Below are 22,621 nucleotides of genomic sequence, written 5' to 3'. Positions count from 1 at the left end.
AATTAATATAAAATAGTAAATAAAAGAAGAGGAAAAATAAAATGAGTAAAAATGTTATCCCAATGATAGTAGAAATTCCTAAAGGTTCATCAAATAAATATGAAGTTGATGGTGTGACTGGGAAAATTAAATTAGACCGTGTTTTATATGGTGCAAACTTTTATCCTGGTGAATATGGAATGGTTGAAAATACTTTAGACTGAGATGGAGATCCATTAGATGTCATTAGTCTATGTACTTACCCAACCCTTCCAGGAGTGGAAGTTAATGTACGTATCTTAGGTTCAATCAAAATGATTGATGCTGGTGAAATTGATACTAAATTATTTGGCGTTTTTAATGATGACCCAAGATTTAAAGCATATGAAAAATTAGAAGATGTTCCCCAACATTTACGTGATGAAATTGAAAACTTTTTCCTTCAATATAAAGCATTACAAAAGAAAACAGTTCTGATTAATGGTTGAGGAAACCAACAAGAAGCTTTACATGAATTAGAAGAATGTAAAGAAAGATTCATCGAATATAAAGACCGTTTAGCACTTGGGCAAAGAGATTTGATTCTCGAAGAATGAAAAGCCAAAGGTTTAGGACAAGGTTAAAAAACAGAACAAACGTTCTGTTTTTTAATATCTAAATAACTTTTTAGTAATTATTACAAAAATATAAAATACCAAAATTATGGTAGGAATCTTGGTCTGTTTTTTTGTGCTCAGCTATTAAATGATAGTCCAGCATCATACTCAGATGTATCAACTTTAGAAGTAAAAATTCTTCATTTTGATAAATCTTGATTAAAGACTTTAGCATTTTTAAACATTTTAGAAATGCTAGTTACCTTAGAAACACTTCAATTGGTAATATTTCCATTAAACAAATCAGCATCTTCAAACACTGAAGTCATATTTTTAACATTTCTTGTATCTCAGTTTTCAATTCCCTTAATCTCTCGATATTGATTACCTTGAAACATTTGACTGATATTAGTAATTTCTTTAGGTAGAGTTGAAGGAACAATTTTAGCTTTAACACCAATTAAAGTTCCAAAATCATTACCTTTTTGGTGAATTCCCAATTTATAAATTATGTCTGCCTTAATTTCACTAAAATTTTGGCTCTCTGTAATTTCTACTTTACCTTTTGCTTGATAAATTGTTTTGGTTTTTGCAAATGAAGGATCTTCAATATTTTCAATTCAGTGATGTGTTAAAGTTCTAGTGCCATAATAAAGTAATGAATTTGTTGGTTTTGCTTGCCCATTCAATTCATATGTATCAGTATGAATTATAATCTTAGAATCATCAATAGTTTCTGAGTTTCTTACTGGTTCATTAACAATTATTTGGTTTTCTCCGTGATTTTCATTCAACTCTGTTTGAATAATTGAAGTTTCAAGTGATTGAAACATATATTCATGAATAAAATCATCAGAAACAATTTCAACAATCTTATTAATATCTATTAAAATTTTGTGAGTATACTTATGTTTTATTGAAACTGAACCACCATATACATCCAGATTATCTATGTTTCCAAGACCTTGAATTGTAAATGTCGCTTCTTTTTGTTCATCTCCTTCAAGTCAATCATAATCAGTTTTAGTTATTTTTACATTTTCATCGCATATCCCTTGTTTAATAAGTTCAGCTTGGAAAGCTTCGACTGTTCAAGGTTGATATAAGTAGTCTTCCGAATTTAAAATCTCATTAAATTTTTGAATCATTTCATCATCAAAATAAATAGTAGTATCTTCTTTAATTGTGTAAGTATGATCAAGTGAAATCTCATCAAAATAAACATAACTATTACTAATATCAGCATTACCTTTAAAAATTAAACTATCTTTAATTTCTTGGCTATCAAAATTTTTAGTTTGAGATTGTGGTACTCTTCTCACAGTAATTTCACCATCTCCAAATTGAGTATCAATTTGGTTTTGTAATTGGTTTAAATCTCATTGTTCTGATTGTGATGTAAGAATTGTTGTTAATTCACCTTCGATTGAAGAAACAGCAATTAATTGTTTCTCAGAATTATTAATATTTTTTCCACAAGAAACAACAAGTAAAGCACTTGGACTAAATACTGCAAGGCTAAATAATAGACTTAATATTTTTTTCATTTTTTCTCCCAAATAGATGTTTTTATCAACTTGGTTATGATATATTTATTACATTTTTTTGTCAAATCATATAATTACTTAATAAAAAGTTCTAAAAAAAATCATTTTTTTATTAATTTTTCCAATACTTTTTAGATCACAAAGGGACCAAATCACTTTGTTGTTTTTTTACCGAAATTAATTAGTGGGGAACGAATGTTAGTAGCCATTTCTCTAGCGGCAATAAAATCAAAATAATATTCGGATAGGGTATTTTTAAAAATCATGACTGTGTCTTTGTTATATGCCAACTCCATTTGTTCTTTTAATTTTCATGATAATAAATAATTAAAAAGAAAAAAAACGAAAGTTGCTAATAATAAAATTGTACCGATTGAACTTGTTAATAAGAACGCAAAAAAGTTAGAAATCCCAGTCAAATCATTCACAACCATTAAATAAAAGCTAATCACAGTTTGTAAAAGATAAGCTAAAATCGCAATAATCATTAAAGTTCAATTCATTCATTTAATACTAATTTTATAAAAAATGGCACGCGGATTTTTTTTGATTTCTTGAGCACTTAATCAAATTTTAGAAACAATATAATCTAATTCATAACCAACTGAAACAAAAAGATGCTTACTAATTAAAATTTGTTTTTTATGTTTTTTGAGATTGGAAAAAGGTTTGAAATGTGAATGGTGATCAGTGAAAACTACTTCATAATCTTCAAGTTTATATTCTTTTAAAAAAGTATTAATCACTGTTTTGATGCTCTCATTACTAATCACATCATTGGCACTATTAATTTGTGGAATATTTCAATTATTATAAAAACGAATATAAAAAAGATAGGCGACACCCAGGATAGCAATAAAGGTTGTGTCGATAATTCAAAGCACTAAATTTAAATATTGAACTTGTTGCATAAGTAAATTATAAAATAAAAAAACACATTTTTGTGTTTTTACAAATCAACATTATGATAAATATTTTGGACATCTTCTAATTCATCAAGTTTATCTAAAAGCATTTTTAGTTGTTGATGATGCTCATCAGACAACTTAATATTTTCATTAATTGAAATCATTTGGGTTTCAGCCATTAAGTAATCTTTAACCCCAAAAGCATCTAAAGCTTTTTTTACATTAAAAAACTCTTTGAATGGAGCATAAACAATAATTACACCATCTTCTTCTTCAACATCATCAACTTCCACTTCAGCTAGCATTAATGCTTCTAGGACATCATCAATTGTTTTCCCTTCAAAAGCAAAGATTGAACTATCTTTAAAACCAAAAGCAACTTTGCCTTCTGGATTCCCATGATTTTTATTTAATACTTCACGAATGTTGGCTGCTGCTCGATTGACATTTGAAGTTAAGGCATCAATAATCAAAGCACATCCCCCAGGTCCTAATGCTTCATAACGATTAGCAACATAGTTCTCAGCATCCCCGCCTTGAGCACGTTTAATCGCTCTTTGAATAACTTCACTTGGTATTTGATTTTGTTTTGCTTTATCAATTAATGAACGTAACGCTAGATTAGCAGTTGGATCTCCACCTCCAGCTTTTGCTGCCATATAAATTTCTTTAGCAGCTCTTCCATTTGCTGCTGCTTTTTTTGCAGCAGTTTTAGCCATTGAGGCGGCACGAACCTCATGCGCTCTTCCCATATTTATTCTCCTTTAATTAATCTTTAATCTTTATTTATTATATAAGAAAAACTCCTTTTTGTTTTTTAAAATCCATTTGATATGAAAGGTCAACATTGAAAAACCAAATTAATTAAATTTTTTTAATTAATTTGGTTTATATTTCATTATTTATGGAATTAATTGGTTTCTTTTAAATCAAAACTGATTTTTTCACTTAGTTGTTGAGCTGTCATTTTTTCATCATTACTTACAATCCCAATCAATAAACTTTCAAAAAAAGGTCCATGATGAATTAAAACATGTGGGGAAATTTCATTGATCAAAAATGATAATGCCATTTCACTATTCATATATGAAGAACCAATATCACAAATGATTAAAATATCATTTTTAGTATAAATTTTTTCAATTTTTGCAGCGATTAGCATTGGGTCAGAACCAAATGCTTTTTGATCACCATCAATTATGCCTGCACAATAATCTAATTGAAAATTTTCATATTTCATTTCGCTCAAGAACTCAATTGCAGCTTTTGCTAAATTCTCAGAATGAGACACTACTAAAATATCAACCATTAAGCAACCTCAGCAAGTGCTTCAAAAATTAACTTAATAGACATTGCACCTGGATCAATATGGCCAATAGATCTTTCGCCAAGATATGATGCTCTTCCTTTTTTAGCGAGCATGTCTTTAGTTTTTAACATTCCATTTTCAGCTGCTAAATATCCTTGTTTAAAAAAATCTTGGATTGGTAAGTTTATATTTTGATTTAACGCATCAATAGCCGGATTCAAAGCATCGACCATTGTTTTTTCACCTAATTCAGCTTTACCAAATTGTTGCAAACTTTTAGCACCCTGGCTAAAAGCATTAGCAATTTCGGTTTGTGTTACACCTGTTCAATTTTTAGATAATGCAATGAAAAAAGTTCCAACCAAAGGACCTGAAGTACCCCCAATTTTAGACATTAAAATTAATGCAACTTTTTGAAAGAAAATTTTTGGTTCTAAATCTTTTAAGATCTCTGCATCATCAACTACTGCTTGAAAACCTCGCACCATGTTTGTGCCATGATCCCCGTCTCCAATCGCTTGATCAAGACTATTTAGTAAAACTTTGTTTTCGTTTAACTTAAAGAATATTTCTTTAATAACATTTATATAATTCATTTTTACACTCCAACCATCGCACACGTTATAACTGGTGCATTTAAAAATTTTTTTAACTTATCGTCTAACTTAATCACTGAAAATGAAAAACCAACCATATCAATGGCAGTCATAAAATTACCAACCAAAGTTTTACTAATTTTAATTTCACTTGCTTGTAAATTTTTAATTGCTTGACGAGCCAGAATATTTAATTCCATCATTGGTGTTGCACCAAGACCATTAACAATCAAAGCCACTTCATCACCAGCTTTAAGTTTTAAACTTTTTTTGATTTTATTGATCACCATTTCTGCAGATTCATCTGCAGAAAGTTGTTTTTCACGATATAAACCAGGTTCACCATGGATTCCTAAGCCAACTTCCATTTCTCCATTAGGAATGATAAATCCTGGTTGACCATTAGCAGGTACAACACATCCACTTAAACTAATTCCAAATGAAGCAATGTTGTTAATAGCTGTTTGAGCAATCTCTTTTACTTCTTGTAAATTCATACCAGCCTCAGCAGCAGCTCCGGCAATTTTATGAACAAAAATAGTTCCAATAATTCCACGCTTACCAGTTGATGAATTCGAACCTTCTAAAGCAATGTCATCATTCACAATCACGGTTTCAATGTTGTAACCCAAATCTTTTGCCATCTCTGCAGCAATTGCAAAATTCATTACATCTCCAGTATAATTTTTAACAATTAGTAAACCACCAGCTTTTCCAACAACATTTTGAATAGTCTCCAAAATAAGATCTGGTCCTGGTGAAGTAAAAATTTCGCCAAAAATAGCAGCATCAAGCATTCCTGTGCCAACAAAACCAGCATGAGCAGGTTCGTGTCCAGAACCCCCTCCAGAAATCAAAGCAACTTTTTCTTTGTTAATTTCTTTACGAGTAACAAATTTAGAATTTGGGGTGTGTTTTAAGATATTTGGATTTGCTAGAACTAATCCTTCGATCATTTCAATGACAATGTCATCAATTTTGTTAATAAATTTTTTCATTTTATCCTCTTTTTTAGACTCATTAGTCAAAATAATTTTATCTTATAAAAATATTCATTCCAATTTTTCAACTTGTTTTAAAACCTAATAAAAAGTTTTAAAACAAAGAATTATTTGAAAATGAATACTTTTAAAACATCTTTATGTGAAGTTTTGAAATTAATTTCCAACCATTGAGCTAGTGACAACTGGTGCATTTAAGAATTTTTTTAACTCAGCATCTAATTTAATAACTGAAAATGAAAACCCTTTCATATCAATTGCTGTAATAAAACTACCAACAAATGTTTTGTGAATTTTAATATTTTTTGCTTGTAAAATTTTTATTGCTTGGCGAGCAAGAATATTTAATTCCATCATTGGAGTGCCACCCAATCCATTGACAATTAAGGCAACCTCATCCCCTTTTTGAAGTTTTAAATATTGTTCAATATTCTTCATAATCATTTCAGCACATTCATCTGCAGATTTTTGTTGTTCACGTCTTAATCCTGGTTCTCCATGATTTCCTAAACCAACTTCCATTTCTCCTTCTGGAACAATGAAACCGGGTTTACCATTAGCAGGAACAATTGAACCGCTTAAACTAATACCAAACGATGCAGTATGATCAACCGCTTTTTGAGCAATACGTTTGATTTCTAGTAAATTCAAACCAGCCTCAGCAGCTGCCCCGGCAATTTTTTGCACAAATAATGTACCAATAATACCACGTTTACCAGTCGATAGATTTGCACCTTCTAAAGCAATATCATCAGTAATCATCACTTTTTCCAAATTGAATCCAAGGTTTTTTCCTAAATCTAAAGCCATACCAAAATTCATTGCATCGCCAGTATAGTTTTTTACAAGTAACAAACCACCAGGTTCTCCCACAACATTTTGAATAGCATCTAAAATACGATCTGGTCCTGGTGAAGTAAAGACTTCACCAAAAACAGCAGCATCTAACATTCCAACACCAACAAATCCGCCATGACTAGGTTCATGTCCTGAACCTCCTCCAGAAATAATTGCTACTTTATTTTTGTTAATATTTTTACGAGCAATAACTTTTGTATTGGGAATATGTTGCAAAATTTCAGGACTAGCTAACACTTGTCCTTCGATCATTTCGGTTACAATATCTTCAATTTTGTTAATAAATTTTTTCATTTTTTCTCCTTATTTATTTTTAAAGTGGTTACCCGACAAAAACATTCATTTGAATTGCTAACATTGTTCCAAATACCATTCAAATTGGCAAACTAATAAATGAAAGCATTATTGAAAATGAAATACTTTGTGAAACCAACTCAGGTTCTCGTTTATTCAAAATTGCATAACTAATCAGCGCAGTAGCTGTTGGAGATGCAACAATTGACATCACGGCCATATAGGCCATTAATGAAATTGGGTAGCCACCACTAACTTTTCCAATTCAAGCAAAAAAGGCCATAATTAAGAAAAAGATGAATGGTACAATAAAGTTTTTTAATGCAACTACATATCAAACAATTTTTTGTTTTAAAGCAACTTTTCAAGCCACTTTACCAACAGTTACCCCAATTGCCAATCAAGCAAGTGGTGCTGCTAGTGTAGAAACTAGTGATAAAACTTTACCAAATCCAGGAATATATTGATCAAATCTAGTGATTGAAACCAGTTTATTAGGATCGGTTAAACTAGGAACAAAAGCAATTCCGGGAATAAACTGCATAACTCATAAAATGAAACCAATTAATGATGCTCCTAAAACAGGATTGGAAATATAAGGTTTAATACCTTTCCAATTTCAAGTTAATTTATATTTTCTTTTTTCTGCAACCGCTAAATCATCGGTTTTTTCCACAATTGGTTTGGTGAAAACGTGTTGAGCAGCTGTTGCTAAGAAAATCCAAAACGAAATTTGAAATACACCAGTAATGATTTTAATAGTCGCTTCGTCTTTAGGCCCTGGAAATGCTGCATTTAAAATTGGAAACCCAAAGAATAAACCAGCTGGTAGAACCACTACCATACTTAAACTCAATTGTCGTGACATATTAGATTTTAAGAAAAAATATTTTGCTAAAAAAGTCATCGGTAAGTAAAACACAAATCCAGCAAGAATGATAATTAGAATTTCTCCAATATCACGCCCTTCTTTATCAACAAAAAAACTATTTAAAGCTAATGCTGGAATAGCAATAACCAAGTCTAATCTACTTAGAACTTTTTCTCAGCCACTAGGAATAATTTTTTTCTTTTCAATAAAATATCCAATACCAATGATGAGTAAGGCGGCAATTAAGACTGATCAAAATGCGAAGTTTTTAAATGTCGCATCGATTAATTTATCAAATGTCATAATAATTTTATAAAATAGAGATTATTTTATTTCTCCTTCAGCTTTTAATTTGATTTTTAAATTAGTTAACATAATTTCAGTCATTTCATCTAAACCAATTTTTGGATTTAATCCTCATTCTTCTCTTGCTCAACTATCATCCATATGTTGTGGCCATGAGTCAGCAATTTCTTGACGAACTGGGTCTAATTTATAAGTGATTTTAAAATCTGGCATAATTTTTTTAATTGAATTAGCGATATCTTCTGGAGTGGCATAGAAAGTTGTTAAATTAAATCCATTAAAGTGTTTTAATTGACTTGCAGGTGTATTTAAAAATTTAACAACTTGATCAATTGCATCATCAACATATGTAAAGTCCAACATTGTGTCTGGACGCAAGTAACATTCATAACTACTTTTTAAAACGGCATCAAAATAAATGGCAACAGCATAATCTGTAGCTCCTTGACCAGGTCTCACTTTGTATGAAACTAATCTTCCAAAACGCACAGAACGAGCATCTACTCCATGTTTTCAGTGGTAGTAATTAGCTAACATTTCCCCAGCATATTTACTTGCTCCATAAACTGTAATGGGATGCATAAATGTATCTTGTGGTGTATTAAAACGTGGCATTGCATCAACCCCATAAGCAGCAACTGATGATGGGAAAAAGAATTGTGCTTTTAGTTCTTTAGCAATTTCTAATCCGTTAATAATTGAACCTGTGTTAAGTTGTCATGCGAAAACTGGATCTTTTTCTGAACTCACAGACAATAAAGAAGCTAAATGAATAATCGCATCAACTTGGTATTTGTGAGCTAATTCTCTAAAACGTTTAGCATCACTAACATCTAATTCTTCAAAAATTCCTTCTGTGGCGTTGGCACTACCTTCTTTAATTTTTAGATCAGTGGCAATGACATTGTCTCTTCCTAAATCTTTTCTCAATCTTGCAGTCATTTCATTTCCGACTTGACCGTTTGCTCCTGTAATTAGAACTTTTTTCATTTTTCTACCTTTCAGAATTTACTAATTTATAATTTTTTAGGCTATTAAAGAGAATATAATCTCTCTTACCCATTGTATTTATGTTTTTTAAACGAAAGTCGAGACCTCTTACAAAAAAAAAAAAAAAAGTACTTTCATGACCACGAAAGTACTTTTTTTCATTATTTTTCAGCTTTAACTTCATCAATTTTATTAAAGATAAGTTGCATTTTTGAATTTAAATCATCAGTGTTGGCATCAACAACTAAAAATTTAAAATGTTTACTTCTTAAATTAAAATAATCATCATAACGCTTATTTAAAGTTTCTCAATAGCTTCTTGGTGTATCAATTTCAGCTTTAATCCCGCGTTCATTAATGCGTTCAATGGCTTTGTCAGTTGTGACTTTTAAATAAACCACTAAGTCAAATTCAGTTCGATTAGCCAATGATGGAATAATCACTTGCTCATAAAAATCATTATATGTTTTAAAATCAACATCATTCATTGTTCCTAGGTCATGATTAACTTTCACAAAAATTGGATCTTCTAAAATTGTGCGGTCAAAGATCACGTTTTCTAAAACTTTAGCTGCAGTTAATTGTTGACTGCGGGCAGTCAACATATAAATTTGCATTTTAAACACATGTGCTTTCATATCACGATAATAATCATCAAAATAAGGATTTTGCGCGATTGGTTCTGGGAAAATTTCATACCCATATTTGTCAGAAATTGCTTGAGAAACTGTTGATTTACCTGCTCCAACAGTTCCGAAAATGGCGATTCTCATTATTTATTCCTCTTGTTCTCTCTTTAATTATTTTTTGACTTAATGTTTTGCATGGCACAAGCAATTTGTGCTAATTGCACATTAACATCATCAACATCAGCATCAATAACTACAAAATTAAATTTGTTTTTTAAGATTGTGAAATGCTTGTCGTAATTGCTATTTAATATTTCTCAATATTGATCGGAAAGATTTAGTTCAAATGCTCGATTACGATTTTTAATTCGTGCTAATGCTTTTTTAGTCGAAACTTTTAAATAAACGACTAAATCAAAAGGATTAGTGGCACTAATTTTAGCCATGATGACTGTTTGATAAAAATCAACATAAGTTTTAAAGTCAATATCATTAATATAACCTAATTTATGATTGGTTTCCACAAAAATCAAATTTTCTAAAATAGTGCGGTCAAAAATCACGTTTTGTAAATCTTGCGCTTCATTTAATTGTTGGCTCCGTGCAGTCAACATGTAAATTTGCATTTTAAAAGCATCTTTGGCCATATCATGATAATGTGCAGCAAAATAAGGATTTTGCTCAATTGGTTCTGGAAAAAGCAAATAGCCATATTTAGCAGCTAACGCGTGACTAATAGTTGTTTTACCAGCACCAACAGTGCCAAAAATTGCAATTCTCATGTTGTTCACCTTTTATAAAAATTACCACAATTAGTCACCTTTTCTTTTGACAGAATGATAAATTCCATAAAAACGTTTCACTTCATGTGGAGTCAGCTTACGGTATGCCCCAACTTCTAAGCCTTCATCAGTTAAAAACTCAATTTGGGTTCTTTTTAACTTTAATAAATTAATCTCAGCAGCAGCTAACATTTTTTTAACATGGTGCTTTTTACCTTCAGCAATTGTTAACTCAATAATTGATTGGTTGCGTTCTTTATTGTAATTAGCCATTTTAGCTAAAACTGCACTAGTTTTATAATCTTCATCAATGATCACACCATTTAATAAACTCCGAATTTGGTGTTTGGAAACCACCCCATCACAAAGTGCTTGGTAAGTTTTTAAAAACTCATATCGGGGATGCATCACAAAATTAGCAAAGTCACCATCATTGGTCATAATTAGTAAACCAGAGACGTCATAATCCAATCTTCCGACTGGATAAACTCTGGCATCAACATCTTGAAAGAAATCAGCGACAATTTTGCGTTTTTTAGGGTCATACATCGTTGAAATGACTCTGCGCGGCTTATTGAACAAGAAATAGTATTTTTCTTTGTTATTCAGCATTTCTTGGCCATTAATTTCAATTTTGGCATCAACATCCACTTTTGTGCCTAATTCAGTGATCACAATACCATTAACTTTGACTTGCCCAGCGGCAATTAATTTTTCAGTTGCACGTCGAGAAGCCCCGCCACGATTCGCAATCACTTTTTGCAAACGTTCTTGTTTGGTGCTCATTAGTGATCACCAAACAATTCTTCCATATTCTGATTGTCATCATCAGTTGCAAAAATACTTGAACCAGAACTTTTATGGTGTTCTTTTTTAACTTCCACTTCATGAGCAAGCTCATCATCTGAAATTTGGGGTAGTAATTCTTTACCACCATTTAAATTAAATAATTTAAAGAAGTTTTCAGTAATTGCATAAAGGTTGGCTCGAGTTCCTTCAGTTTTCCCAACACTACGAATTAAATGACGATCTTTTAATTTATAAATTTGATAAGTGGAATCAACACCACGAATATTATCAATTTCAGCTTTCGAAATTGGCCCTTTATAAGCAACAATTGATAAAACTTCAATCGCTGACATCGAAAGCTTAGTTTGAATATTAATATCTTCTAATTTCGCAAATCATTCATGTAAAGTAGTTTTAGTTTGTAAACGGTATTTATTAGTACTAAATTTTTGAATTGAGAAAGCTGAACTTTCATCTTCATAATATTTCTCTTCTAAAGCTTTAATTGCACCTTTAATCTCTGATGGCTTTTCGTTTTCTAAAACATTTTCTAAATCAGTTAAAGCAATTCCTTCATCTCCATAAAGGAAAAGCAATCCTTCAATAATCGCCATTAATTTATTCTTGTGCATCATAATTTCTATTCTCCAATCCTTCGATAATGCTTTGGTCATCCAAAGCTTCTTGAGTAAATTCAACATATAAAGTTTTCTCTTCTTGTTGAATGGTTGCAACTTGATATCTGACAATATCAAGTACTGCTAAAAATGTTGAGATCAGATTTTTTAAATTTAAAATATCTTTAGAAATTAATTCTTCTAATCTTCAACGTTTTTTGGGGTCTGTTCGCATAATCATTAAAATCATGTGAGTAATTTCTTGGGGAGAAATTACATCAGTTGTAATTGTATTAAAATAATCATCGTAATCTTCTAAGAGGTTATCATGTTCTAGTGTCGAACGCGTCATGATGTCTTTAAAAATTTGGGCAAACATGTCCATATCCATTGTTAATGGTTCTACTAATAATTCATCTTCATTGGCTTGAGCAGCAGCTATTGAAAATTTAGTTTTAGATTTATTTTTGGAAAATGATAAAAAGAACTCTTCTTGTTTTTTAAGAAAGTAATCAGCCACACTTCTAATTTGGTCATATTGTGTTAACTGGTATAAGAAATCTTCATATAAATTATTTTCTTCGATAAATTCTTCTTCTTTTGGCAGTAATAAATGTGACTTCATTTCAATCAATTGGGCTGCCATCGTTAAATATTCACTAGCAATCTCAATATCTAATGATTGCTGTTTTTGAATATAGTCGACATATTGATCAGCTAATTCGATTAAATTAATATCCATAATATTAATTTTCTTTTCTCTCACCATTGTTAATAACAAGTCTAGCGGACCAGAAAAACTTCCTATTCTTATTTCGTCTCAATGTTGCATTCTCTCACCTTTTTCTGCTTATTTGATTTTACTATTTTTAGTATGATTTGTTGTTAATAATTCATAGATATCACTATCACGTTTAAAATGAAACTCAATTTCAATAACAATTTTCATTAACATAATAAAGAGTAATTGTGTTTGTAGTGCATAATTGAATCGCAACTCTGGATTAATAAAGTTATGTTCGACGTTATTTCTTAAAATTCGAATGTAGTGAAATGCACTACTGCGATCTAAAGCTTTTAAAAAAACTTCCATTTTGCGAGCCATGATTCCATCTTTAATTAATGGTAATGATGATTTTAAAAAATCAGCACTAAATTGATAATGTTTTTGTTCGGTTAAATTATTTAATTCAAACTTTTGTGTTACATGTAAGTTAACATATAATAATTTATCATAAATTGAGTAAATATATTTAAACAATGCACTTTGCTTATGGTAATAAGTATCTGAAATCTTATGTCTTTTGTTAACTGCTTCAATTTTCGGATCATCTAATGTTTCTTTCACATAAAACATTAACATGTATTTTACTTCTGAATAAATGTAGTAATTGAAGAAATCAGGCAAGTAACTTAATAACATCGCAAAAATAGTTTTTAAATAATAAAGGATTTTTGTCACCTCATGAAATGACATTAAGTTTTTGTTTTTAGCATTCACATTAAAATTTAAATTTAAACCATTTCTTTTATCTTCTTGATCCAATAAAAAAACAAAATCATTAGAATTAATAATTAAAAAATCAACGATTGAACTTAAAGCTTTTTTAATTCTTAAAATTTCCACTTCTTGATATTTTTTAGTTTTTAAATAGTGCACTATTATTTCCAATTGTTCGATTAGTTTGGGTGTCTCTTTATTCATATTTTAATTATAACCTTTTATCTAAAAATAAGGATATGCATTAGCTGATAATACCCTTGGGTTATTTGACTAATTGATCTAATATTCTTCAAGAATTGATTTTATATCAGATCATCAACAAAGAAATCCAACAAATAACAAACTAAGGTGATCATTGCCTTTGTTTTTATTTTTTCTTCGATTTAATTTACTATCTTTTTTAATCAAAAAAGGGCAAAAAAACTCGATTGTTAATCGAGTTTTTTCTAACATTTTCTCAAAATGTTGAAAAATTATTTAACAAATTTATTAAATATTCTTGTTGGCACTGAAGCTTCTTCTTGAAATCAAAAAACAATGTTAATAATTCAAGGAATAATAAAGAAGAAACATGCAAATGTAATTAGTCCAAAAAGAACTTTTTTACGACGTCCTTCTGGTAAAGGAACATTCACTATCATTTCACCAAGTAATGGCATTTCAATCAATAATAAAACAATGTTCACCAAAACTAAGGCTGTATTTAAAAAAGAAGCGATAAATCTTTGTAATTTCATTTTTTACCCTTTCTATATTTTGTAAATAAATTATATTAAAATGCCAAGCTATTAGCAAATAGCTTGGCCTAAAAATTGGGGATTAATACATCATTGTTAATTAATCATTGAACTCAAGCACTTTGTTTTTCATTTTACCAACCATGATTTTTTTCTCAATAGTTGCCATTTTTAAAGTTCCTTTTTGAATATCATTCATTTCAGCCATAAATTGTTTTGCTCAAGTAACAATAAAAATACAGTAGAAAACAATTAAGGTAAAGACAACAGCATAAACAATTGTTAGCACATGATTAATCTTGTCTAAGAAGATCGCAATCGTGGCGGGATTGGCATGCAAAATGTTGTGAATTGAAAATAAAGCAAATGAATCAACAAAATAAGTTGATTTCAAAATAGTTCACATTGTTTCCATTAAAAAGATTCCTAACATGTTAGCTGAAACAACAAAACCAGTGACTAAAACAGCTTTGTTACGATAATTTCACATCATTGAATAACCAATTAATAAATAGAAGGTAATCGAAATAGTAATTCCAAAAATAATGTTGGCAAAAACCATCACTTCTAAATAGTTAGTAAAACTGGCTAAAACAGCCGCAATACCTGAAACCACAAATAAAATAGTTAAAGTTTGCACAACAGTCATTTTTTTGAAAATGACGCGATAAATGAAATAACCAAATAAGAAACCAGGTACAAGGAAGGCATCTTTATTAAATGAGACCATACTATAAATAAATGAATCACTATAATTAGTTTGTTTTAAAGAAGAAGCGATCATAAAATCAAGTAATTGGTTTTGAATTAAACCAGACATAACCCCTAACCAAAAAGCAGCAAGCACAATTAAAATAAGCACTTTAAATCTATAAGGTTGGAGTTGTTTATTAATTGTTTGATCAAAAGAATTAATAAATTTAGTTCTTTCTAAATTAAAAAAAGACATTGCAAAGGAAACACCAATTAATAAGAAGAGAATGGTAATCACAACAGCATAATTAATGTTAGGGAAATTATGCGTGTTTACTTCTTGATAACCAGAAATCGCACCATTAATGGAAAACAAGAATAAACCAATATAAGCTCCTAAACTGGTCACCATCCCCATTTTTAAACTTGTAAAAATAGGGAATAAACGGTAGTAAAACTGTTCGTTGGGTAGTAAGAAGTATAAAGTTTGGGTGGAAATAGAAAAACCAATAAATAAAGTGGAAATGACCAAGACGACAAGTGGTGTTTGTTTGTTCATAAAGATTGTTGCTAAAATCAAAGCCACTAACGTGGTCATGATCCCCATTCACATTCAAATACGACGATTTTGTGCTTTATGAGTCAACCAAATTGCTAATGGTTTTAAAATCATACCAATAAGAAAAGCACTAACAAAAATTGTAAATACAGCAATTGCAGTAATCGACATATTCATTGTTCCGATACCCATTTGGACAAGATTATTACGCATCAAAAAACCATTAACGATTCAAATAGCTAATGTTTCAATATAAAATAATCACCAAAACTTATTTTCTTTTTCTTTTTTAGCAAGTAAAAACAAGAGGAAAATCCCAATAAAAATGAAAATTGGATTGATAATATACAAATCTCAATTAAATAAATGCATTGATGCTCCTGTTACATTTTGCTGACAACTTCAAGACCAATTAAATCAAAAGTATTTTTAAAAACTTGTAAAATACTTTGAATAAATCCTAAACGATATTGGGTTAGTTCTAATTCATTTTCATTAATAATTTTAATCTCAGAATAGTATGAATGGAATTGTTTAGCAATCAGTTGAATGTAATCACAAATTAATTGTGGTGCTTTGTTTTTTGAAGCAATACGGACAAGTTCAGAGAAATTATCTAAAGTGACTAATAATTGAATTTCTTTTTCATGATTCAATAAATGAGTCTTCCCAATTTTAGGTTCAATGTTTTTTTCTTTGGCTTGATTTAAAATTGAATTACATCTCGCTGTGGCATATTGAGCGTAGTAAACTGGGTTAGCACTAGTTTTTTCTTGGACTAAACCAATGTCTAATTCCATATGTGCTGAACTTGATTTTGAAGCTAACATATACCTTAAAGCATCTTTACCAACCATTTCTAGTAAATCAATCATTCAAACAGCTGTTCCTTTACGTTTAGACATTTTAAATTCTTGGCCATCTTTGACTAAACGCACCATTTGGACCATTTCAATATCTAAGATATCTGGTTTTGCCCCTAAAAGTGCTAAACCAGCACGCATACGGTTAATATAACCATGATGATCTCCACCTCAAACGTTAATTAATTTATCAGCTTTGGTTCTTTCAATACGGATGCGGTGAGTTGCTAAATCAGGCACGATGTAAGTATAAGTTCCATCAGATTTAACTAAAACACGGTCTTTATCATCACCAAAATCAGTAGTTCTTAATCAAACTGCGCCATCTTTTTCATATGTCGCATTTTTTTCTTTATATAATGCTAATGTTTTTTCAATCTCATGATGGTCATACATTTCTTGCTCACTAGAATAGTGAGCAATTTCTAGACCAATTTGTTTTAGTTGGTCTTTAATGATTTCCATAAAATATGCAACAGATTTATATCTAAAAATATCATGCACTTGAGGATCCAAAATTTGATTATCAGTAAATTTGATGTCTTTGAATTTATCACCATATTCACTAACAAAACTAGCAGCCACATCATCATAAGCATCACCTTTATAAGCAACACTTGGTAATTCAGCTTCGACACCAATCATATTTAAGTAGTACACAAAAACAGTCACAGCTAAAACATTGACTTGGTTACCAGCATCGTTAGTATAGTATTCGGTTTGCACTTCATAACCATCTTTCTCTCAAATGCGTCTTAATGTATCTCCAGTCACAGCATTTCTTGCATGACCAAGATGTAATCATCCAGTTGGGTTAGCAGAAACTTCTTCTAAATTAATAATATAGTTTTTGTTTTCATTTTGACCATAGCTATCTTTCTCATGCATAATGTTCAAAATAATTGTTGATAAAACTTCTGGTTTGATTTCAACATTAATAAAACCAGGTCCAGCAATTTTAATTGATGAATAATAATCTTTTTCACCTAATTTAGCAGTAATTGTTTTTGCTAATTCAATGGGATTTTTACCAACCTGCTTGGCTGACATTAAAGCAACCGTTGTGGAAAAATGACCATTATCTTTACCTTTGTTGATTTCAACAATTGGTTCAAGATCGATGTTCATCCCTTTCAAAATGGTACTTAAATCATTTTTAAAAATTTCAATAATTTTCATTGTGTCCTCCTTTTTAAAAATATATCAATATTTTAACTCATATAAAGAAAAACATTGCTCTACAATGCTTAATTCTTTAATGCAATCTTAAATTGTTAATAAATCTTTTTCTTTTACTTTAGTTAGTTCATCTAACTCTTTAATAAACTTATCTGTTAAAACTTGAATATCTTTTTCAGTTCCTTTAACTAGATCTTCTGATGATTCTTTATCTTTTTTCACAACATCAATCGCATCTCTTCTTGAGTTTCTGATTCTGACTTTGTAGCTTTCTAATTCTTTAGAAACTTTTTTGACAAGTTCTTTTCTAATGTCTTCAGTTAGGGCTGGAATTTTAAGACGCACAACTTCTGCATCAGCAATTGGATTTAAACCTAAATCAGCTTTGTTAATTGCTCCAACAATTTCTCCAACCATGTTACGATCATATGGTTTTACGACAATTAAGTGGTGTTCTGGAGTAGTAATTTGTCCAGTTTGGTTGATTGGGGTTGGTGTTCCATAATAATTCACCATCACTCCATCCAACATATTAGCATTAGCACGTCCAGTTCTGACTTTTGCTAAATGCTCAACTCATGCTTGCACAGTTTTGTTCATTTCTTGTTCTGCATCATTTAAAACTTTTTTAATATCAATCATTTTTTCTCTCCTATTTAATTATTGTTGATTCTAATTCATTGTTCATTACTTTAACAATATTATTTTCGCCTTGCATATCAAACACTTCAATTTGCAAATTAGCATCTTTTGCTAAAGTAGCCGCTGTTAAGTCCATCACACGTAAGTTTTTATCAGCCACTTCTTTGTGGGTTAAAACTTGATACATTTTTGCATTGGGGTGAGTTTTTGGATCTTTGTCATAAACTCCAGCCACACCATTTTTAGCCATTAATAAAGCATCAGCATCAATTTCAATTGCTCGAATTGTTGAGGCTGTATCAGTTGTGAAGTAACTAAATCCAGTTCCTCCCACAAAAATTAACACATAGCCTTCTTGTAATTTTTGACGAGCTTCTTTGAAGTTGTATGAAAGTGTGACAGTTTTTAATTCTAAAGAAGCATATACTTCCACTTTAGTAAAACCAAGACGATTTAATGTTCCAGCCAAAGCTAAACCATTCATATATGTGGCCATCATCCCCATATAATCACCTTCAATTTGTGGTAAACCGAGATCAGTTCCTAACTTCCCTCTTCAGATATTACCTCCACCGATGACAATCCCAACTTCTAAACCTTGTTTTGTTAGTTCAATAATTTGTTGGCTGACAGATTCTAAAGCTTGTTTATCATAAATTTCATCATTGCTTTTTAAAGCTTCTCCACTTAACTTAAGTAAAATTCTTTTGTATTTTAAACTCATTTTACTCCTTTTCATCTTATTAATTATATCAATTATTCATTATATTAAATATATAACTTAATATTCCATCACACATCTAATCAACGTTCAAGTACTCGAAAATCATTATTCAAGTGATCAAGATATTAAATTTTTATTTTCAAAAATATTTTTTGAAAATAAAAAGGGCAATGCCCTGATTATTTTGCTCTGATTAAAGTTTTGAAGTATTCGTCTTCATCACCAATTTCAACTGGATGTCCACTTAAATCAGCATGTTTCACAACTCAAGCCCCAATTGAAGAATTTAGACTAAATTTTTGTCTGCGGTAACTTCTTTTCCCTTGCGCAAAATTAATATAAACTGCGTTTTTAGTATTATCTTGAACAATTTTAGTAATTTTTGCATATTCAATTTTTTCACCAAGAAACATAATTTCATCATCTGTGAAGGAAATGGCAAATTTATTTAAACCAAATCAAATAAAGACCATTACCCCAAATAAACCAATATATCCAAACACATAAACAACAATTAAAGCAATTACTGCAGTATCAGCTCCATAATTTGTATCTGGTTTTAATTGATCATAGAAAATTGCATGAGATTGTGTGAATAAAACAACCCCGATGATTCCTAAAATTAAAACCACTGCTAAAATTGCAATCACAATATAAATCATTATGGGGTTTTTAATTTTTACTTTTGCTTTTCTTTGCTTAAATTGATATAAGTAATAAACAAACATTCCTAAAATAATAATTGAAGCAACCATTAAAATGATTCCTAAAATTAAGAGCGGCGTGTTACCATCAAGACCATTTGATGATAAAACATCATCTGGATTTCAGCTTGCTATGCGTTGGGTTAAGTTCATATTAGTTTCCTCCGTTTAATTGAGCAGCAACTTCACTAGCGAAGTCAGTGACAATTTTTTCGATTCCTTCTCCAACTTCGTAACGAATCATTGTTTTTAATGAAACATTTTTTGATTTTAAGAATTCACCAACTTTGAATTTTTCATCAATTACAAATTGTTGATCTAATAAGTTAACATCAGCTAAACGTTTTGATAATTTACCTTGTAAAATTCCAGTTAAAACATTTTCTGGTTTTCCTTGTAATTTTGGATCTTCTTTAGCATTTTCACTAATCACATGTAATTCGGCTTCTTTGAATTCGACTGGAATTTCATTAATTGAACGGTATTTTGGTGCCATTGCAGCAACATGCATTGCCACATTGTAAGCATCATTGTTATCAAGATTCCCTTCGAAATCTAATAAAACTGAAATACGACTGTTTGCATGGTTGTAAAAAGCCGCTGTGTGGTTTGGTTTAAGTTCAATTAGTTCAAATCTTCTTAATTCAATTTTTTCACCAATTGTTGCTGTGGCATGAATTAGCGCTTCTTTAATTGTAATTCCTTTCACAGTTTCAATACCATGGGCTTCTTCAACAGTTTGGACATTAGCAGCCAATAAAGCATCAGCGATTTCATCGATTAATGCTAAGAAATCTTTGTTCTTAGCAACAAAATCAGTTTCAGAGTTGACTTCAAGAATAATTGCATATTTATCATTTTGTTTTGCTAATGTTACTCCTTCAGCAGCCACTCGATCAGATTTTTTAGCAGCTTTGGCTAAACCATTTTCTCTTAATCAAATGATTGCAGCATCAATATCATTGTTTGTTTCTTCTAAAGCTTTTTTAGCGTCCATCATCCCTGCTTGAGTGATTTCACGCAATTCTTTAATTTTATTTACATCAATTGCCATCTTTAATATCTCCTTAATTATTCTTTATTAGTTGGTTTGTGAAAACCTTGATTTGGTTTTTTTCATTGTTTTTTGAATTCACCATCTCTTTTGAATTCACCATCTTTTTTGAAGTAAGGTCTTCTTTCACCTTCTTCTCCTTCTTCTCTTGTTTTAAAAGTTGCCACAACTTTTAAAGCCGAAGGCACAAGTGTTAAGTTAGTCGCTGCTGCAAATGTATCAACAAAGTTGTTAATTAGAATATTCACAGATTCAGCCATATCATCATTTGCTGGTACTGGAATATCAACTGTATCTGGGTCCATGTTTGTATCAACTAAAGCAATCACGGGAATACCTAATTTTCTTGCTTCTTTAACTGCAATTTCGTCTTGTTTTGGATCAACAACAACTAAGACTGCTGGTAATTTACGCATTTGTTTAATTCCACCAAGAGTTCTTTCTAATTTTGCTTTTTCCTTCAAAATCATAATTTGCTCTTTTTTAGTTCTTAAAGCTAATTTTCCATCAGCCTCATCTTTTTCAATCATTCATAAAGCTTTAATTCTTGATGAAATTGTTTTCATGTTAGTTAAAGTTCCACCTAATCAACGTTCATTAACATAAAAATTTCCTGAACGTAAAGCGGCTTCTTTAACTGCTAATTTAGCAGTTTTTTTAGTTCCAACAAATAAAATTTTTCCATCTTTTTTGGCAAGGTCTTCAATTAGAGCATTAGCAACAGCTAATTGATCCATTGTTTTTTGTAAATCAATAATATGATTTTTTTTGTTTGAACCAAAAATGTATGGTGCCATTTTTGGGTTTCAACGTTTAGTTTGGTGTCCGTATTGAACACCTGCTTGAGATAATTCATCTCTTGTTAAAATTTGTGACATATAATGTCCCCTTTCGTTATTCTTCCAAATAGTTCGAACATCAATCACCCTTTTTATTGAATTCGGGCACTGGATTAATGAATCCCTAAGTGTGTCTTGTATATAGTTTGTAAGTCATACACAATAAAACCATTATACCTTAATTCTCAAAAAAACCCTCGTTTTGGAAGGTTTTTTTGAGAATTTTAGTGTCTTACACCAAGCTTTTTCATCTCTTCGAAAAGCTCTTGATTTTTATTCTTATACCAACCTAGTGGTTGATTGTACACAAAAGAAGTTAATAAGTTTTCTGAAAAATTTCAATCAACTAGTCTTTTGATGCATTTTAAATAATCATTTTTATGTGGCAAAACCATTTCAATAACTTTTTGTTTTCATGGCTGTTTATATTTGATTCCTGAATAAATATCATTTAATTCAGGAACAATAAAGGTATATATTCCACCAATTCCCAAATGGCAATTTTCATACACCCCAACCAAAACAAGAGATTATGCACTTTTAACTTTCATTTTCTTAGCAGCTTTAGTTCTTGCCGCCCACATGTGCAATTCAAATATTTTTATATGCAAAACTAGATGCTCTAAAAGATTACAATAAACCAATCGTTCTGCTTTTTGCCAATCATAGGGGTTTTCTTGTGCAAAAGCAGAAGTTGATAACATAATAGCTTTGTCTTCATCTAAATGGTGAATATTTAAACCATCTTTGCCCCTTGTTATTTTTGTATTTTTTTTAGTTCATTCTTGATCTAAAAAGTAATTACCAAGCACTGAACATCTAAAATAAAGTAGACACAAAAAAACAACATTTTTTGTAATAAAATACTTTAGAAAGGATGTTTTTTATATGGCAAAACAATGAACAAAAGAAGAAAAAATTAAAATATTATCTGAATTATCAAGTTCTAATGCTTCTACTATTGCTAAAAAATACAATATTAGCAGAGATAGTATTCTACGTTGAAACCGTCAAGTAAAAAAAATTGGTTATGATAGTCTTGTTTGAGGAT

24 protein-coding genes and 1 pseudogene are annotated in these 22,621 nt (G+C 30.3%); 1 reads left to right on the top strand and 24 read right to left on the bottom strand.

What is annotated here, in order from left to right; genetic code table 4:
- Positions 1-41: 41 nt before the first annotated feature.
- On the top strand, positions 42-602 hold the full coding sequence (locus tag P695_RS0100880; protein ID WP_028126439.1) for an inorganic diphosphatase: 561 nt from the start codon (positions 42-44) through the stop codon (positions 600-602).
- Positions 603-679: 77 nt separating this feature from the next.
- On the opposite strand, the gene P695_RS05810 is transcribed toward P695_RS0100880, so the two are convergent.
- The 24 genes and pseudogenes from P695_RS05810 to P695_RS06430 form a co-directional block, all read right to left on the bottom strand.
- On the bottom strand, positions 680-2,122 hold the full coding sequence (locus P695_RS05810) for a BspA family leucine-rich repeat surface protein (protein WP_051437275.1): 1,443 nt from the start codon (positions 2,120-2,122) through the stop codon (positions 680-682).
- Between the two features lie 131 nt (positions 2,123-2,253).
- Entirely contained in the window at positions 2,254-3,033 is a 780-nt protein-coding gene (locus tag P695_RS0100870) for a hypothetical protein (protein WP_028126438.1), read from the bottom strand.
- Between the two features lie 38 nt (positions 3,034-3,071).
- Positions 3,072-3,782: a YebC/PmpR family DNA-binding transcriptional regulator gene (locus tag P695_RS0100865; protein WP_028126437.1), complete on the bottom strand. Its 711-nt coding sequence runs from the start codon at positions 3,780-3,782 to the stop codon at positions 3,072-3,074.
- 158 nt (positions 3,783-3,940) lie between these two features.
- Complete coding sequence (locus P695_RS0100860) at positions 3,941-4,339, bottom strand: PTS-dependent dihydroxyacetone kinase phosphotransferase subunit DhaM (protein WP_028126436.1); 399 nt, start codon at positions 4,337-4,339, stop codon at positions 3,941-3,943.
- The gene (gene dhaL / locus P695_RS0100855; RefSeq protein WP_028126435.1) at positions 4,339-4,935 is read right to left on the bottom strand and encodes a dihydroxyacetone kinase subunit DhaL; all 597 of its coding nucleotides are present in this window, start codon (positions 4,933-4,935) and stop codon (positions 4,339-4,341) included. The genes P695_RS0100860 and dhaL overlap by 1 nt, the downstream gene beginning before the upstream one ends.
- A 2-nt stretch (positions 4,936-4,937) precedes the next feature.
- Positions 4,938-5,933: a dihydroxyacetone kinase subunit DhaK gene (gene dhaK, locus P695_RS0100850; RefSeq protein WP_028126434.1), complete on the bottom strand. Its 996-nt coding sequence runs from the start codon at positions 5,931-5,933 to the stop codon at positions 4,938-4,940.
- Positions 5,934-6,092: 159 nt separating this feature from the next.
- The gene (locus P695_RS0100845; RefSeq protein ID WP_028126433.1) at positions 6,093-7,088 is read right to left on the bottom strand and encodes a dihydroxyacetone kinase subunit DhaK; all 996 of its coding nucleotides are present in this window, start codon (positions 7,086-7,088) and stop codon (positions 6,093-6,095) included.
- A gap of 28 nt (positions 7,089-7,116) precedes the next feature.
- Positions 7,117-8,262, bottom strand: a complete 1,146-nt coding sequence (locus P695_RS0100840) for an AEC family transporter (RefSeq protein WP_028126432.1) — start codon at positions 8,260-8,262, stop codon at positions 7,117-7,119.
- 21 nt (positions 8,263-8,283) lie between these two features.
- The gene (locus P695_RS0100835) at positions 8,284-9,255 is read right to left on the bottom strand and encodes an NAD-dependent epimerase/dehydratase family protein (protein ID WP_028126431.1); all 972 of its coding nucleotides are present in this window, start codon (positions 9,253-9,255) and stop codon (positions 8,284-8,286) included.
- A gap of 161 nt (positions 9,256-9,416) precedes the next feature.
- A complete protein-coding gene (locus P695_RS0100830; RefSeq protein WP_028126430.1) occupies positions 9,417-10,028 on the bottom strand; it encodes a deoxynucleoside kinase in 612 nt (203 codons plus the stop codon).
- A 23-nt stretch (positions 10,029-10,051) separates the two neighbouring features.
- Positions 10,052-10,666 (bottom strand): deoxynucleoside kinase, encoded by a 615-nt coding sequence (locus P695_RS0100825; RefSeq protein ID WP_028126429.1) that lies wholly within the window; start codon positions 10,664-10,666, stop codon positions 10,052-10,054.
- Between the two features lie 30 nt (positions 10,667-10,696).
- Positions 10,697-11,452, bottom strand: a complete 756-nt coding sequence (locus P695_RS0100820; RefSeq protein WP_035026092.1) for a pseudouridine synthase — start codon at positions 11,450-11,452, stop codon at positions 10,697-10,699.
- On the bottom strand, positions 11,452-12,090 hold the full coding sequence (scpB, locus tag P695_RS0100815; RefSeq protein ID WP_240005810.1) for an SMC-Scp complex subunit ScpB: 639 nt from the start codon (positions 12,088-12,090) through the stop codon (positions 11,452-11,454). The genes P695_RS0100820 and scpB overlap by 1 nt, the downstream gene beginning before the upstream one ends.
- Positions 12,074-12,904 (bottom strand): segregation/condensation protein A, encoded by an 831-nt coding sequence (locus P695_RS05215; RefSeq protein ID WP_051437273.1) that lies wholly within the window; start codon positions 12,902-12,904, stop codon positions 12,074-12,076. Before P695_RS05215 ends, scpB begins: the two co-directional genes overlap by 17 nt.
- An 18-nt stretch (positions 12,905-12,922) precedes the next feature.
- The gene (locus tag P695_RS0100805; RefSeq protein ID WP_028126426.1) at positions 12,923-13,777 is read right to left on the bottom strand and encodes a hypothetical protein; all 855 of its coding nucleotides are present in this window, start codon (positions 13,775-13,777) and stop codon (positions 12,923-12,925) included.
- Positions 13,778-14,049: 272 nt separating this feature from the next.
- On the bottom strand, positions 14,050-14,313 hold the full coding sequence (locus P695_RS0100800) for a hypothetical protein (protein ID WP_028126425.1): 264 nt from the start codon (positions 14,311-14,313) through the stop codon (positions 14,050-14,052).
- Between the two features lie 100 nt (positions 14,314-14,413).
- Positions 14,414-15,937, bottom strand: a complete 1,524-nt coding sequence (locus P695_RS0100795; protein ID WP_028126424.1) for an MFS cation transporter — start codon at positions 15,935-15,937, stop codon at positions 14,414-14,416.
- 11 nt (positions 15,938-15,948) lie between these two features.
- Entirely contained in the window at positions 15,949-17,607 is a 1,659-nt protein-coding gene (argS, locus tag P695_RS0100790) for an arginine--tRNA ligase (RefSeq protein WP_035026090.1), read from the bottom strand.
- An 87-nt stretch (positions 17,608-17,694) separates the two neighbouring features.
- Positions 17,695-18,249: a ribosome recycling factor gene (gene frr, locus P695_RS0100785; RefSeq protein WP_028126422.1), complete on the bottom strand. Its 555-nt coding sequence runs from the start codon at positions 18,247-18,249 to the stop codon at positions 17,695-17,697.
- 10 nt (positions 18,250-18,259) lie between these two features.
- Positions 18,260-18,973: a UMP kinase gene (gene pyrH / locus P695_RS0100780; protein ID WP_028126421.1), complete on the bottom strand. Its 714-nt coding sequence runs from the start codon at positions 18,971-18,973 to the stop codon at positions 18,260-18,262.
- Positions 18,974-19,152: 179 nt separating this feature from the next.
- Positions 19,153-19,830, bottom strand: a complete 678-nt coding sequence (locus tag P695_RS0100775; RefSeq protein ID WP_028126420.1) for a hypothetical protein — start codon at positions 19,828-19,830, stop codon at positions 19,153-19,155.
- Position 19,831: 1 nt separating this feature from the next.
- A complete protein-coding gene (gene tsf / locus P695_RS0100770; protein WP_028126419.1) occupies positions 19,832-20,731 on the bottom strand; it encodes a translation elongation factor Ts in 900 nt (299 codons plus the stop codon).
- A 17-nt stretch (positions 20,732-20,748) separates the two neighbouring features.
- Positions 20,749-21,609: a 30S ribosomal protein S2 gene (gene rpsB / locus P695_RS05210; protein ID WP_084331577.1), complete on the bottom strand. Its 861-nt coding sequence runs from the start codon at positions 21,607-21,609 to the stop codon at positions 20,749-20,751.
- 185 nt (positions 21,610-21,794) lie between these two features.
- Positions 21,795-22,430, bottom strand: a pseudogene (locus P695_RS06430) (SAV1803-related protein).
- Positions 22,431-22,621 lie beyond the last annotated feature (191 nt).

The organism is Williamsoniiplasma lucivorax ATCC 49196, assembly GCF_000518285.1.
GTDB lineage: Bacteria > Bacillota_I > Bacilli_A > Mycoplasmatales > Mycoplasmataceae > Williamsoniiplasma > Williamsoniiplasma lucivorax.
The sequence above is the reverse complement of the archived record's forward strand: the minus strand, read 5'-3'. Positions and strand labels throughout refer to the sequence as shown.